This window comes from Bartonella sp. AC158YNML (genome assembly GCF_042196725.1).
Classification (GTDB): Bacteria; Pseudomonadota; Alphaproteobacteria; order Rhizobiales; family Rhizobiaceae; genus Bartonella.
This window is the reverse complement of sequence record NZ_JBHIQU010000006.1, coordinates 14108-28784: the sequence shown is the minus strand read 5'-3', so window position 1 is coordinate 28784 and position 14677 is coordinate 14108. Positions and strand designations below refer to the sequence as shown.

Annotated in this window: 9 protein-coding genes; 3 read left to right on the top strand and 6 right to left on the bottom strand. The window is 38.2% G+C overall.

Annotated elements, in window-relative coordinates; all coding sequences use genetic code 11:
- Positions 1–11 precede the first annotated feature (11 nt).
- On the top strand, positions 12–1262 hold the full coding sequence (locus ACFIM1_RS04675) for an FAD-binding protein (protein ID WP_375609370.1): 1251 nt from the start codon (positions 12–14) through the stop codon (positions 1260–1262).
- A gap of 191 nt (positions 1263–1453) precedes the next feature.
- On the opposite strand, the gene dnaE is transcribed toward ACFIM1_RS04675, so the two are convergent.
- Positions 1454–4942: a DNA polymerase III subunit alpha gene (dnaE, locus tag ACFIM1_RS04670; RefSeq protein WP_375609369.1), complete on the bottom strand. Its 3489-nt coding sequence runs from the start codon at positions 4940–4942 to the stop codon at positions 1454–1456.
- A gap of 366 nt (positions 4943–5308) precedes the next feature.
- On the opposite strand from dnaE, the gene recG reads away from it, so the two are divergent.
- Positions 5309–7417: an ATP-dependent DNA helicase RecG gene (gene recG / locus ACFIM1_RS04665; RefSeq protein ID WP_375609368.1), complete on the top strand. Its 2109-nt coding sequence runs from the start codon at positions 5309–5311 to the stop codon at positions 7415–7417.
- 388 nt (positions 7418–7805) lie between these two features.
- Here the strand turns inward: recG and glmS are convergent, their stop codons facing one another.
- From glmS to ACFIM1_RS04640, 5 genes are all read right to left on the bottom strand, one after another.
- Positions 7806–9629, bottom strand: coding sequence for a glutamine--fructose-6-phosphate transaminase (isomerizing) (gene glmS, locus ACFIM1_RS04660; RefSeq protein WP_375609367.1), 1824 nt, complete (start codon positions 9627–9629; stop codon positions 7806–7808).
- Positions 9630–9801: 172 nt separating this feature from the next.
- The gene (glmU, locus tag ACFIM1_RS04655; RefSeq protein ID WP_375609366.1) at positions 9802–11166 is read right to left on the bottom strand and encodes a bifunctional UDP-N-acetylglucosamine diphosphorylase/glucosamine-1-phosphate N-acetyltransferase GlmU; all 1365 of its coding nucleotides are present in this window, start codon (positions 11164–11166) and stop codon (positions 9802–9804) included.
- Between the two features lie 14 nt (positions 11167–11180).
- Positions 11181–11969: a cytochrome c biogenesis CcdA family protein gene (locus ACFIM1_RS04650; protein ID WP_375609398.1), complete on the bottom strand. Its 789-nt coding sequence runs from the start codon at positions 11967–11969 to the stop codon at positions 11181–11183.
- A 43-nt stretch (positions 11970–12012) separates the two neighbouring features.
- On the bottom strand, positions 12013–13002 hold the full coding sequence (locus ACFIM1_RS04645; RefSeq protein ID WP_375606727.1) for a carboxypeptidase regulatory-like domain-containing protein: 990 nt from the start codon (positions 13000–13002) through the stop codon (positions 12013–12015).
- A 39-nt stretch (positions 13003–13041) separates the two neighbouring features.
- Complete coding sequence (locus ACFIM1_RS04640) at positions 13042–13365, bottom strand: HesB/IscA family protein (protein ID WP_375609365.1); 324 nt, start codon at positions 13363–13365, stop codon at positions 13042–13044.
- Positions 13366–13473: 108 nt separating this feature from the next.
- Here ACFIM1_RS04640 and ACFIM1_RS04635 point away from each other — a divergent pair, with 108 nt between their 5' ends.
- Entirely contained in the window at positions 13474–14676 is a 1203-nt protein-coding gene (locus ACFIM1_RS04635; RefSeq protein ID WP_375608325.1) for a deoxyguanosinetriphosphate triphosphohydrolase, read from the top strand.
- Position 14677: the final 1 nt, after the last annotated feature.

Below are 14677 nucleotides of genomic sequence, written 5' to 3'. Positions count from 1 at the left end.
GCTTGTTTAATATGAAATCGTTTGTAGAACAATCACCCATCATCGTTGGAGGAGGAATCGCTGGTTTAAGCACCGCTTTAGCACTCGCTCATAAAGGAATTGCAAGCATCATTATTGAAAAGTGTAAAAAACTTGAAACGATAGGCGCTGGTATTCAACTGACACCAAATGCAACATCTATTCTTGCTCGCTGGGAACTTCTTAACAAACTCACTGAAGTTGCGACAATCCCACATTTTCTTGAGTTAAAAGATGGAATATCTTTAAAAATACGTCTACGTTCTCATCTTATCACTCTAACAGAAAAATACTGGAAAGCCCCTTATATGACGATTCACCGCGCGGCTTTACAAAAAATTTTATATAATGCAGTGATTGAAAATCCTTTGATCAAATACAAAGCAGGCGAAACGATTGTATCTTCTACCCAATCGGCAACCAACATTAAAATAACCACAATAAAAACAGATATAGCAACACAACAACAGCTTTATTCAACCCCTCTCCTGATCGGATGTGATGGCGTTTGGTCAACACTACGGCAACAATTTCCTTTTCATGAAAGAGCAAATTTTAGTGGTTTTATTGCTTGGCGAGCAACAACAGTACTTGATAATCTTCCTCAAGACTTTCGTTCTTCATTGCAAAATATGAAGACAATTACGGCTTGGATGGGGCCTCAAAATCATCTTGTTGTTTATCCCATTAAATCGTCAGAAAAAATTGTAAATTTTGTCGCTATTACACATGGGGATAATTCAAAAGAGGGATGGGCCTATAAAGGAGATAAAGAAAAACTTAAATCTCTTTTTAAAGCTTGGAATTCAAAAATCTTACAAATCTTTAATCATATTGATGAATGGAGATATTGGCCACTCTTTCAGATGAAACAAAATCGTTTTCTAGGCCTAGAGAGACAAGTGTTTGTTGGCGATTGTGCGCATGCAGCCTTACCTTTTGCAGCACAAGGTGCCGCTATGGCAATCGAAGATGCTGCTACATTAGCAGAAGTACTTTCATTGAAAAATCTTTCATTAATGAAAGCACTTTCGCTTTACGAAAAAACACGTACCACCCGTATTGCAGCAGTAAAAAAACGCGGAGATTTCAATAGATTAACCTATCATGCAACGGGGCCCATAGCAATTGCACGTAATCTCATGATGAAAATTCGTACACCAGAGAGTATTATGTCAGATCTCAATTGGCTTTATATGTATGATGCGATGAATTCTATAAAAAATCGTGATAAAAACTTATAAAATTCTTCCCGTACTTTGAATATTATGAAAGAAAGAGATTTTTTGATTCTATGACACTAAAAAAATATCATAATTTACTCAAATAAAAGCAATATTTTTCTAAACCTACAATCCGATTTTAAAAGCTCAATTTTTAACTCTCCTAAAAGCAAAAACACCACTCAAAATCAGCTCCCATCTTTAATCTTTCTTTAACTCAACTCTACATCAACAACACCCTGAATTAATTTCATAGCATTTGCGACATGTGAATTTACCTTATATCGCTTAGGAAGCGCAATTTCAACTTCTCGCAATCCATCCTCTTGAATTAAAATAAGTCCAACCTCTCCATTTCCCCCAAGATTTAAATTTTGTTCAATTTGTGGAAGCATATCAACTGTTTTTATAAAAAGACGCATCATTTTATGCTGCTGTAACGCTTCTTTTTCCAAAGACTGAATTGTCTCAATTCGCAAACTAACTCCTTCAGAGCGATTTTCTGCGCTCACCGTAATAATAAAAGATTTTCCGGGTTCTAGCATCTCTTCATAATCCGAGAGTGCCTCAGAAAAGAGAACTGCTTCATATTGTCCACTTGTATCAGAAAAATGAATAATTCCCATTTTTTTACCAGATTTTGTTTTGCGCACGTTTTTTGCCACAACAGTTCCAGCAAGCCGTGCAGCCGTTGCTCCCCCTTTAACGGCATTGGAAAAATTACCCCAAGTCTGAACGCGTTTTTTAGCGAGAATGGCTTGATACTCATCCAATGGATGAGCTGAAAAGTAAAAACCTATAGCTTGAAATTCTCGATAAAGTTTTTCAGCCAACAACCAAGGGGTCGTTTGCGATAAAATCAAGGGCTCTTTTAATCCGCCTGCCATTCCAAATATGTCAACCTGCCCGCTAGAATTGTCATCGAGAATACGAAGCGCTCGCGCATGAAGGGTTCCAAGATTCGCTAATAAAACTTCGCGTGCAATGTTAAAACAATCAAAAGCGCCAGCACAAACTAAACTTTCCATCGCACGCTTATTAACAATACGAGGATCAACACGCGCACAAAAATCTTCCAAATCCTTAAAAATCTCATTTCCACGACAAGTGACAATATGATCTACAACCGTTTCTCCCACACCTTTAATGGCCGCAAGAGAATAATAAATACAGTTATCACCAACCTCAAAAATACGATGAGATGTTTGTATAGAAGGTGCAATAACTTCAATACCCAGCCTTAACGCTTCACGCCGAAAATCATTGAGCTTATCGGTATTCGTCATATCATACGTCATTGAAGCAGCTAAAAACTCAACGGGATAATTGGCTTTCATATACGCTGTTTGATAAGAAACAATCGCATAAGCAGCAGCGTGTGATTTATTAAAACCGTAATCGGCAAATTTTGCTAAAAGATCAAATATAATATCAGCTTGCTCTTTATCAACACCACCAGCAACAGCACCATTGACAAAACGCGTACGCTGTTTTTGCATTTCTGCATGAATTTTTTTCCCCATAGCGCGCCGTAATAAATCAGCTTCTCCAAGCGAGTAACCAGCCAGCACCTGAGCAATCTGCATCACCTGTTCTTGATAGACTATAACACCTTGTGTTTCTTTAATCAGATGATCTATTTTAGGATGAATAGAAGCTATCTCCTCTTCCCCGTGTTTACGTGCATTATAGGTTGGTATATTCTCCATTGGACCAGGACGATAAAGCGCAACCAGCGCAATAATATCTTCAATACGGTCTGGCTTCATTCCAATCAGCGCCTTGCGCATACCAGAACTTTCCACCTGAAACACACCAACCGTTTCACCACATGCCATTATAGCGTAGGTTGCTTCATCATTTAGAGGGATATTTGACAAATCTATTTTGATCTTCTTTCTGGCAACAAAATCAACAGCCATTTTCAAAACAGTCAGTGTTTTTAGTCCAAGAAAATCAAATTTTACCAACCCTGCCTGTTCTACATATTTCATGTTAAATTGTGTAACAGGCATATCAGAACGAGGATCACGATACATCGGGACAAGCTCCCAAAGCGGCCGATCTCCGATAACAATCCCAGCAGCATGCGTTGAAGCGTGACGATAAAGCCCTTCCAACTGAAGTGCTATATCTAATGCGCGTCCAATGACGGGATCTTTTTTCTTTTCCTCTTCAAATTTAGGTTCATCCTTAATAGCATCCGCTAATTCTACCTGACTTCCTGGGGTGGCAGGAATTAATTTTGTAAGATAATCCACCTGACGATAAGGAACTTCTAAAACACGCCCCACATCACGCAAAACTGCACGTGCCTGTAACTTACCAAAGGTAATAATTTGAGCAACTTGATCACGTCCATATTTTTTTTGAACATATTGAATAACTTCTTCACGCCGCTCTTGACAAAAATCGATATCAAAATCTGGCATCGAAACACGATCTGGATTGAGAAAACGTTCAAAAAGAAGGGAAAAACGCAATGGATCAACATCGGTAATCGTTAATGCATAAGCAACAAGTGAACCAGCACCAGATCCCCGCCCTGGACCAACAGGAATATCATGAATCTTCGCCCATTTTATGAAATCTGAAACGATAAGAAAATATCCAGAAAATTGCATACGCGTAATAACTGAAATCTCATAATCTAATCGCTGCTCATAATCTGCAATCGTATACCCTTCAGCCAATCCAATTGTTTCAAGGCGCATCTTCAAACCAGCTTTAGCTTGATTTAACAATTCACTATCTTCTGCTTCTAAAGTATTTTCTGAATTAGAAGATTGTTCTATAAAACGAGGCAATATCGGTTTTCGAAGAGGCGTGGCAATATGACAACGCAATGCAATTTCAACACTATTTTCTAAAGCTTCTGGAAGATCAAAAAACAGCGCAACCATTTCATCTTGTGACTTCAAGTAATGATCTGGCGTCACTCGCTTGCGATCTGGATTAGAGACGATTTGTCCTTCTGAAACAGCCATCAATGCATCATGCGCTTCATACCCCTCTCTCTTCAGAAAAAAGGCTTCATTCGTTGCAACAAGAGGAATTTCATGTGCATAAGCCAATTCAATAAGGTCTGCTTCTACTCTTCGGTCATAAGAGCCATGTCGCTGTAATTCCACATAAAGACGATCAGAAAAAATTTTTTTTAAATAAATTAAGCGCTCAACAGCGCGTTCTTTTTTTTCTTCTAACAAAGAACGATTAATAGGTCCTCCCTTTCCACCCGTTAAAGCGATTATACCTTCACTGTGTTCTGACAACCAATCAGCTTTAATATGAGGAGGATCAGTATCACATTTATCAAGATAAGCACGGCTTACAAGACGAACCAAATGAGCATAACCGGTTTCGCTAGAAGCGAACAGAACAATAGAGCAGAAATCAGAAGCATTACGTCCTTTAACCAAATGTGAATGATCATTTTCATCACAAAAATCAACGGTAAGCTGACAACCAATAATGGGTTGAACCCCATGAGAAAGACAATACTGCGAAAACTCCAAAGCACCAAATAAATTATTGGTATCGGTAATAGCAACCGCTGGAGCATGATCTACAATCGTCTGTTGAATAATTTGTGGGATTTTTAAAGCTCCTTCGAGCAAGGAATAAGCTGAATGCACTCTCAAATGAATAAAGCGAGGAAGAGAATTTTTGTACTCTTGCATTTTATTTTTATCTTTAACCACTCTCACAATTTCCTACTATAAACTAAATGCCAAACAGCCCCCTTAAAGAAAAAAATTCAGGCTAGCATAACTTTAAAGCTATAAATTTTATCATCCCACATAGAAAAAATGCCCTAATTTTATTGATATTTATAAGAGAGTTCTATCAAGAAAGTACCTCTATTCACAGCAAATAAATACCTAAAATAAAAAGAAGCAAAATATGCCATAAGCACTTTCATTTTTTTATTTTATTTCTCTTTTAAAGATAATTTCTCTTTTTACAACGCAATGTGTAAATAAAATATCATCTTCTTTAATGACTTTATCCCCAAAAAGCTCTTCTAAAGGTCTAGAAAAAACAAAAAGAGCAGGTTAAATTTTCTCATGCCTCCAAGTCTTCTTGCCCCTCTTTTCAACTCTATTCGAACCCTTTCTGGTATTACACCTAAAGTCTATGGCTTACTGACCAAACTCTTAAATGTTAATCCTACACAACGGGAAGCAACCCTTATTGATCTCCTTCAATTAATGCCCCATTCCGTTATAGACCGCAGAATGCGTCCCAGCATTGCTTGTGCAAAAGAAGGAGATACTATTACACTTGAAATTGTCATCGATAAACATCAACCACCCCCACGTGGTCATAACCGAATTCCCTATCGTGTTATTGCGCATGATCAAACAGGAAAAATAAATTTAGTCTTTTTTCATGCTCAACCTCTTTGGCTAAAAAAACAACTTCCCGAAGGAAAAAAAGTCATTATATCAGGAAAAGTTGAATGGTTTAATGGACAGCTTTCAATGGCGCATCCAGACTATATTGCCCCAAGCGAACAATCAAATCAGATACCTCTCATCGAACCGATTTATCCATCTACTGCAGGACTAGCGGCCAAGACACTAAGACGCGCCATACAAAACGCTCTTGATTTTATTCCTCTTCTACCGGAATGGATAGATGAAAATGTAAAAAAGCAGCAAAATTTTCCTTCTTTTTCTGTTGCTTTACGCCGCATCCATGCGCCCATTATCCCCGATGATCTATCCTTAGAAAGTACAGCACGCAAACGCCTTGCCTATGATGAATTGTTTGCTTGTCAATTGGCGCTAGGACTCGTGCGTTTGAAAACTAAATCTCTTGTTGGCACTTCTCGACCAGCAACAGGAATTTATACTAACAAATTGCTCAATATCCTCCCCTTTCAACTCACAACCGGACAAAAAAAAGCAGTAGAAGATATCGCAAATGATCTTGCTTCACCAGAACCGATGCTAAGACTACTCCAAGGTGATGTAGGCGCAGGAAAAACTGTCGTTGCATTAATGGCAATGGCACAAATTGCTGAAAATTCAGGACAATCAGCTTTAATGGCACCAACCGAAGTGCTTGCCAGGCAACATTTTGCCACTATTGCCCCTCTTGCCGAAAAAATCGGATTACAAACAACGCTTTTAACAGGACGAGAAAAAGGAAAATTGCGGACAAATATCTTAAATGATATTCTGTCAGGTCAAGTTTCTATTGTTATCGGAACTCATGCTCTCATACAAAACAGCGTTACTTATAATAATCTCGCTTTAACCATTATCGATGAACAACACCGTTTTGGTGTCCATCAACGTATCGCTCTTACAGAAAAAGGCAATAAAGCTGATATGCTGGTTATGACCGCCACGCCCATTCCGCGCACACTTGTCTTAACAGCTTTTGGTGATATGGATGTCTCTAAAATTACAGAAAAACCAATTGGGCGACAACCCATTACAACAGCAACCCTTTCTTTAAAACGTCTTCATGAACTTATAGAGCGAATCGCATTTGCATTAGAAAAAGGAGAAAAGCTCTATTGGATTTGTCCTTTAGTGGAGGAATCGACAGCTCTTGATCTCACTTCAATTGAAAACCGCTTTGTATTTCTTTATGAGCGCTTTGGAGCACACGTTGGTATGATCCATGGAAAAATGTCTACAGCAGAAAAAGAAGCCGCTATGGCATCTTTTAAATGTGGAAATACACGTATTTTAGTTGCAACCACCGTCATTGAAGTGGGAGTAGATATTCCAGATGCTTCGATCATTATCATCGAACACGCGGAACATTTTGGTCTTTCTCAATTGCACCAATTACGTGGACGTGTAGGACGAGGCGATAAAAAATCTTCCTGCATTTTGCTCTATAAAGATCCACTGACTAAAACAGCAGCAACACGCCTTAATATTATCCGCAATACAGAAGATGGTTTTGAAATCGCTGAAGAAGATTGGCGCCTACGAGGCGAAGGAGAGCTTTTAGGTACAAAACAATCAGGAGTCCCTGAATTTCATATAGCAAACCTTGCAATTCATAGCGATCTTTTGTCAATGGCAAGAAAAGATGCTCATTTATTTTTACAACGCGATCCTCATCTTTCTTCTGAGCAAGGACAAGCTTTACGATTGCTACTTTATCTTTTCGGACACAATGACGCTACACGCCTCTTACGAGCAGGATAACAAAGACCCTCTAATAAAAAACTTAACTATCTCTCTGCTCAAATATGGTTTTTTCTCTTAGAATTACCCATAAATGATCTACGCAGTCTCTTACCATCTTTATGCTTCATGAACGAATAATAAATCAACAGCACTATCTTCTCTCTCAATCTGAATTATTCTTGTATTAAAACAGTAGAAGCAATATTGCGTCTTTTTTTACTATTATATTCACATAACTGATCTCTTTTTGATAGGTAAGAAGATATTTTTTGTTTTATTGTAAAGATTGAGAAAGAAAAAACTTTCTTCAGTATTCTCGTTCAACAGAGAAAAATGAAAAAATAAATTTCATTATAAATCAATTTCTTACATTTGATTATTCTCCAAAATATTCAGAAATATACTTTTATTCAACCGTAACTGATTTTGCTAAATTACGGGGTTGATCAACATCTGTTCCTAATAAAACAGCCGTATGATAAGCAATTAACTGAATGGGGAGAGCATAAATAATAGGAGCAATAAATTCTGAAACATCTGGCAAAGTAATCGTTGATAAAGTCTTAAGACACGCTACCTCTGCTCCTTTTTTATCGGTTATTAAAATAATACGACCATTGCGCGCTACTACTTCTTGCATATTAGAAAAAGTCTTTTCAAACCATCGATCATAAGGCGCCACAACAATAACGGGTATTGTCTCATCTACCAACGCAATTGGTCCATGCTTCAACTCACCCGCCGCATAACCTTCAGCATGAATATAAGAAAGCTCTTTCAATTTAAGGGCTCCCTCCAAAGCAATCGGATAAGAAGTTCCACGTCCTAAATAAAGAACACTTTTTGCATTCACCAAATCACGACAAATAGATTCAACTTTGCCTTCTAATTTTAAGACCTCATTTAAAATACGAGGAACTTCTGCCAACTGCTGAACCAATTGCTGTTCCATTTGAACTGTAAGATAACCACGTTGTTTAGCAGCACTAAGAGCAAGTGAAGCAAGCGTTGCCAATTGACAGGTAAAGGCTTTTGTTGAAGCAACACCAATTTCTGGTCCGGCAAGTGTTGGGAGAATAAAATCAGCCTCCCTTGCCATTGTTGATTGTTCAACATTCACAATTGTTGCTGTTTTTATACCCCGTTCACGACAATAACGCAAAGAAGCCAATGTATCCGCTGTTTCACCAGATTGAGAAACAAACAATGATAACGCATCAGACGTTATAGGAGGTTCGCGGTAACGAAATTCCGAAGCGACATCATTATCAACACTTAAAGCGGCAAATTTTTCAAACCAATAGCGCGCAACTAAGGTTGAGTAATAAGCCGTTCCACAACTCGCAAAAAGAAGCCGATGAATATTTTTCCAATCAATCAAATTCTCAAGTGGTCGAACTGCATAATTCCCAAGATCAAGATAATGCGCCAAATTATGAGAAATCACTTCAGGTTGTTCAAACATTTCCTTGTGCATAAAATGACGATGATTACCCTTAGAGATCAATAAAGCCCCTTCAAGTAATGGTGTCACAGGACGTTTTATCAGTTGGTTGTTGGCATCGTAAATTGTGACACCCTCCCGTGTGATAACAGCCCAATCCCCATCTTCCATATAGCTAATATGATCAACGAATGGCGCTAAAGCAATGGCATCTGATCCCACAAAAAATTCATCTTTTCCATAACCGATTGCCAGCGGTGGACCAGAACAAGCCGCAATCATAAGATTATCTTCACCTTCAAAAATAAGAGCAATAGCAAAAGCCCCCTGCAACCGTTTCCAACTTGTACGCATGGCTTCTTGCGGAGAAAGACCACTTTTTAATGCACGCGTTATTAAATGTGCAATAACTTCTGTATCTGTCTCTGTTTCAAAGATATAACCATCCTCAATGAGTTCCTTTCGTAATTCTATAAAATTTTCAATAATACCATTATGAACAACTGCAAGCTTTTTAGTTACATGGGGATGCGCATTGCGTTCAACAGCAATTCCATGCGTAGCCCAACGGGTATGGCCAATCCCTAAACTTCCCTCCAGAGGTATTTTTTTTAATTTTTCTTCTAAACGAACAAGTTTTCCTTCAGCACGTACACGATAAAGATGCCCATTATGGACTGTCGCCACCCCAGATGAATCATACCCTCTATATTCAAGACGTTTTAAACCCTCAACCAAAGAAGACGTAACACACCTCTTTCCAAGAATTCCAATAATTCCACACATTAAAAAGCTCCAACCCACATCTTAAGATTTAAATCTTATAAAACAATCCAACAACCTTTATTTAAAACTGTAAATAATAAAATAATTCAAACATGGAGTACGGCAATCTTTAAAAATAAATCGCCTCTCCATCGTTCGATCAGCACTAAACAAAGAAATAGACTGAAAATGATCATTTTTTTTGTTTGTTTTCTGACAATTTTTTCTCTAACAAGCGCGCACGAAATTTTGTCGCATAGCCCTCTTTTATAACCTGTCGTGCACGCCCAAAAGCCATACTGTTCATAGGAATATTTTCAGTAATAACACTTCCTGAAGCAACATAAGAACCATCCCCTATCACCAATGGAGAAACAAGCGCCGTATTAGACCCAACAAAAGCATGATCACCAATCATCGTTTTATATTTGTTAAATCCATCATAATTGCAAGTAATCGTACCGGCTCCAATATTGGTATGTGCACCAATTTCGGCATCACCAATATAACTCAAATGATTAATTTTAGAAGCTTCTCCTACCTTAGCTTGTTTAACTTCACAAAAATTTCCAACCTTTACAGCCTTCGCCAACTCTGTTCCAGGACGCAAACGTGCATAGGGACCAATCTGTGCATCTCTACCAACCACAGCACCTTCGAGATAACTAAATGCATGAATAACCGCACCAGAGTGTATTTTTACGCCTAACCCAAAATAAACATTTGGCTCTATCACTACGCCTGGTTCAATTTCTGTATCATAAGAAAAATAGACTGTTTCTGGTTTTAAGAGTGTAACACCTGATAACATTAAATCGTATGCTTTACGTTTCTGCCATAAAGAATCAGCCCTCGATAGCTCAAAACAATTATTAATTCCTACAATATCTTCAAAAGGAACTTCAACAACGCGTACATCTAATCCTTCACGTGTTGCAAGAGAAGCAACATCTGTTAAGTAATATTCTTTTTTTATATTGTTATTATCAACCTTCTCTAAAAGAGAAAGCGCATGTTTTCCGCGCATAGCGAGTATTCCACCATTACAAAAAGAAATCTTTTTTTCTCTATCGCTAGCGTCTTTTTCTTCTACAATTGCGATCAATTTACCATTTTTCTCGAGAAGACGCCCATAACCTGTTGGGTTTTGGGTATGAAAACCTGCAAAAACAACATCTGCTCCATCAACAAGCTGTGCACGCATTTGGTGCAATGAATCTTGCTGAATGAGAGGCGTATCCCCAAAAACAATGAGAACATCATCCACTTCCTTTTGCAAAGCTAAACGAGCAGACAAAACAGCATGGGCAGTTCCTAAACGCTCTTTTTGTTCAAAAATCATTACATCTTTTACAAATGACTGAACAACGTGCGTAACCTCCTTAGCACCACATCCCACAACAACGGCTAATTGCGAAGAGCCAGCCAATTCTATTTGTTTTAAAACATGGCATATAAGAGGCAATCCAGCAATTTTATGAAGTACCTTAGGCAGAGGCGATTTCATGCGCGTCCCCTCACCTGCAGCAAGAACAATAGAAAGACAACTTCTAACCATAAAAACACATAAGACTAACGAGAAAATCCAAAAAAAATCATAATATTGTGCCAACGAATATCTTCAATATAACTCAACGAAGGATAATGTTCTAAAAGCCAAAATGAAATATCCTGCATAGAACCTGTTAAAAACAAAATCCCTGTAAGAAGAAGAAAAATACCAATAATTTTTTCAACTTTTCCTAAATGAATACGAAAAGCGCCTAAAAATCGCATAAAACTGCTCGAAAATAAAGCTGCCAACACAAAAGGGACAGCAAGACCTAATGCATAAACTGCTAAGAGAATAGCTCCCTCGCCCACCGTCTCTTTTGTTCCAGCAAGCGTTATAATAGGCCCTAAAATGGGGCCAATACACGGTGTCCAACCAAAGGCAAAAGCTAAACCAATAATATACGCGCCTAAAGGACCAGCAGGTGTTTTATGGGTCTGAAAACGCGCTTCACGAAATAAAAAAGCGATCTTGAAAATCCCCAAAAAATTTAAACCAAAAATAATAATGACAATTCCAGCAGCAAGTGCAAACCAATCACGATAATAACCGATGAATTTCCCAATTGTGCTAGCACTGGCACCTAAAGCAACAAAAACAGTCGTAAACCCAAGAACAAAAGCAATAACAGAAGACAATAAAGTCCACCGTATAAAGACTTTCTCATCACGATTTTCTGAACGAAAATCATCAATACCAATCCCTGCCATATAACACAAATAGGGAGGAACTAACGGCAAAACGCATGGTGACAAAAAAGAGAGTGCCCCAGCAAAAAACACACCAACTGTTGAAACTTCAATCAAAATTCATACCCCATCTCTCATCATAGTTTACCCCCATGAACAACGATCAATCCACATCTTCATCAATTCGTTGCATATTTTGTTCATTCGCCACCACACTTATATCTTCATCATGACCAGAAACGACTGAAAAAACTTTTTGATAAATTTTATCTTTATTTTTAGCAATTGCAATATACTCTCCCTCCGCTAACACGAGTGAAACATACGCACCAACTGTTTCATAAACGATATCACCAGAATCATTGGCAAGAGACCAACTTGTATCTGCAAGTGCTTCTCCTCCTTCTTGTCGGACCAGCTTTAAGACAATTTGAGCGGCCTGATGTTCAAGAGTAACTTCTGTTATTTTACCAGCATCCACTTGAATATCCGAACGAGCCGTCGCATTAATAGAACCATAATGGGAAGCAACATGGTAGCGGCCAGCTTTTAAACGCACAACTGAGTGGGGTTTAACATTTGATATAATCACTCCCGTATCATCATTTTCTTTTTCATCCTCATAAATGGTAAAACGGAGTTCCTTTTCATTCATTACGCCATTGAGCAGTGTTGCATTTAAAATAACACCACCAGCCTCAAGATTAAAGTTTTTTACAAGACTTTGCCCATTTTCTAAACGAATATGGCGCACAGCACTCGTGTGACCAAATGAGACATGAACAAGATAATTTCCTGGTTCGAGATTAAAACGTGCACTTCCCCCCTTATAGGTTGCCACTAATGGTAATTTATTATCAATCCCTAGAATAGGGGCATAAACCCGCCAGACAAGCCCTTTTTCAATATCCGGATGACTATTTGTTAATCGAGCATTCAAAATGAGTTGTGTTTGAGATGCTAAGTTTTCATTTTCCTGCTCTTGAGTCTTTACAATAAAACTCCTTGATTGTCTCTGCTGCTGATCTTGCCCTTCTCCTGCTTCAGAAAAAGCACAGTGACTCCAAGTCAATAAAGCAAGCACCACGCACAACCATACACATCGGTGCACTATTTTTATAAGAATACCCATTTTTGCATTGTTGACCAACATGATCTTTTTTTCAAGAAACAATATCACACAGCCATCATTTTAAATTGAGAAACTTACACCACAACCACATGATGAAACAGCATTGGGATTGTGGACTTGAAAAGACTGCCCCATAAGATCATCAACAAAATCAATCTCAGCTCCTTCCATAAAAGGAAGTGATAGTAAATCAATAAACACAACTGCCCCGTCTTTTTTGAGAACGAGGTCATCTTCACACATTTCAGAAACCAAGTCATATTTATAAGAAAAACCAGAACACCCACCACCTTCAACAGAAATACGTAATGCTATTTTATCGGGTTCACGCAAAAGTATCTGTGCAATTTTTTTGGCAGCAACATCTGAAATTTTCACATGCATTTTATATATCCTTGCATTAAACCATCAAGAAAGAGTATCCTACACTCAAAGAGCAGTTTATTTGTCATAAACCACTCTCAATTTTAAGATGATAATAGACAGCTTGCAATGGATATAGGAAATATCGACTTCAATTACCAATCTCGAGCAGTATACAGTGCTCATCCACAAACAAGCCGTGGTCGATTATACCATGAAACGATGAGCACCACACGCTCACCTTTTCAACGAGATAGAGATCGTATTATCCATTCTAATGCATTTCGACGTCTTAAACATAAAACGCAAGTGTTTATTGCTGATGAAAGCGATCATTATCGTACTCGCCTAACCCATTCCATAGAGGTTTCTCAAATTGCAAGAACATTAGCCCGTGCCCTGTGTCTTGATGAAGACCTTGCCGAAGCCATTGCCCTTGTTCACGACTTTGGACACACACCCTTTGGCCATGCTGGAGAAGATGCTCTTAATGAAGCCATGGTATATTATGGCGGCTTTGATCATAATGCACAAGCATTACGCATTGTAACAAAACTAGAACAGCGCTATGCAAATTTTGATGGACTTAACCTTACATGGGAAACCCTCGAAGGACTTGTAAAGCACAATGGTCCCCTTTTAGGGCCTTACGCGAAGAATAAGGAGGTTCCTATCGATATTTTACAATACAATGTAAAGCAAGATCTTGCACTCGATTGTTTTGCAGGATTAGAAGCGCAATGTGCTGCTATTGCAGATGATATCGCATACAATGCGCATGATATTGATGATGGTCTACGTTCGCAATTTTTAACACTCGATCAATTTGAACATGTTTCACTAACAGCAGCAATATTAAAAGATATAACAGATGAGCATCCCCACCTCGACCAAACGCGTCGCGGTTACACACTTGTACGAAGACAAATAACAACCATGGTTGAAGATGTTATCAAACAGTCACAAAAAAATTTAGCACGCATCAAACCAACAAGCATAAACGATATTCACCAAGCAAAACAAACCATTGTTACCTTTTCACCGACAATGACCGTTTATGAAAAAGAACTAAAAAACTTTTTATTTAAAAATCTTTACTACCATGAACAGGTTCTTAGTCGTCGCAATGCAGCAAAATGCATTGTACAAAAATTATTCAATTGTTATTATGAAAATCCAAATACAATGCCTGAAAGTTGGCAGAGCAAAGCAGTGCACTTAAAAAATCAAGAGTTAGCACGTTTGATTGCTGACTTTCTTTCAGGCATGACGGATCACTACGCTCTACGTGAATATCAGCGTTTATTTGACCATACAGATAATTTCGTTTAAT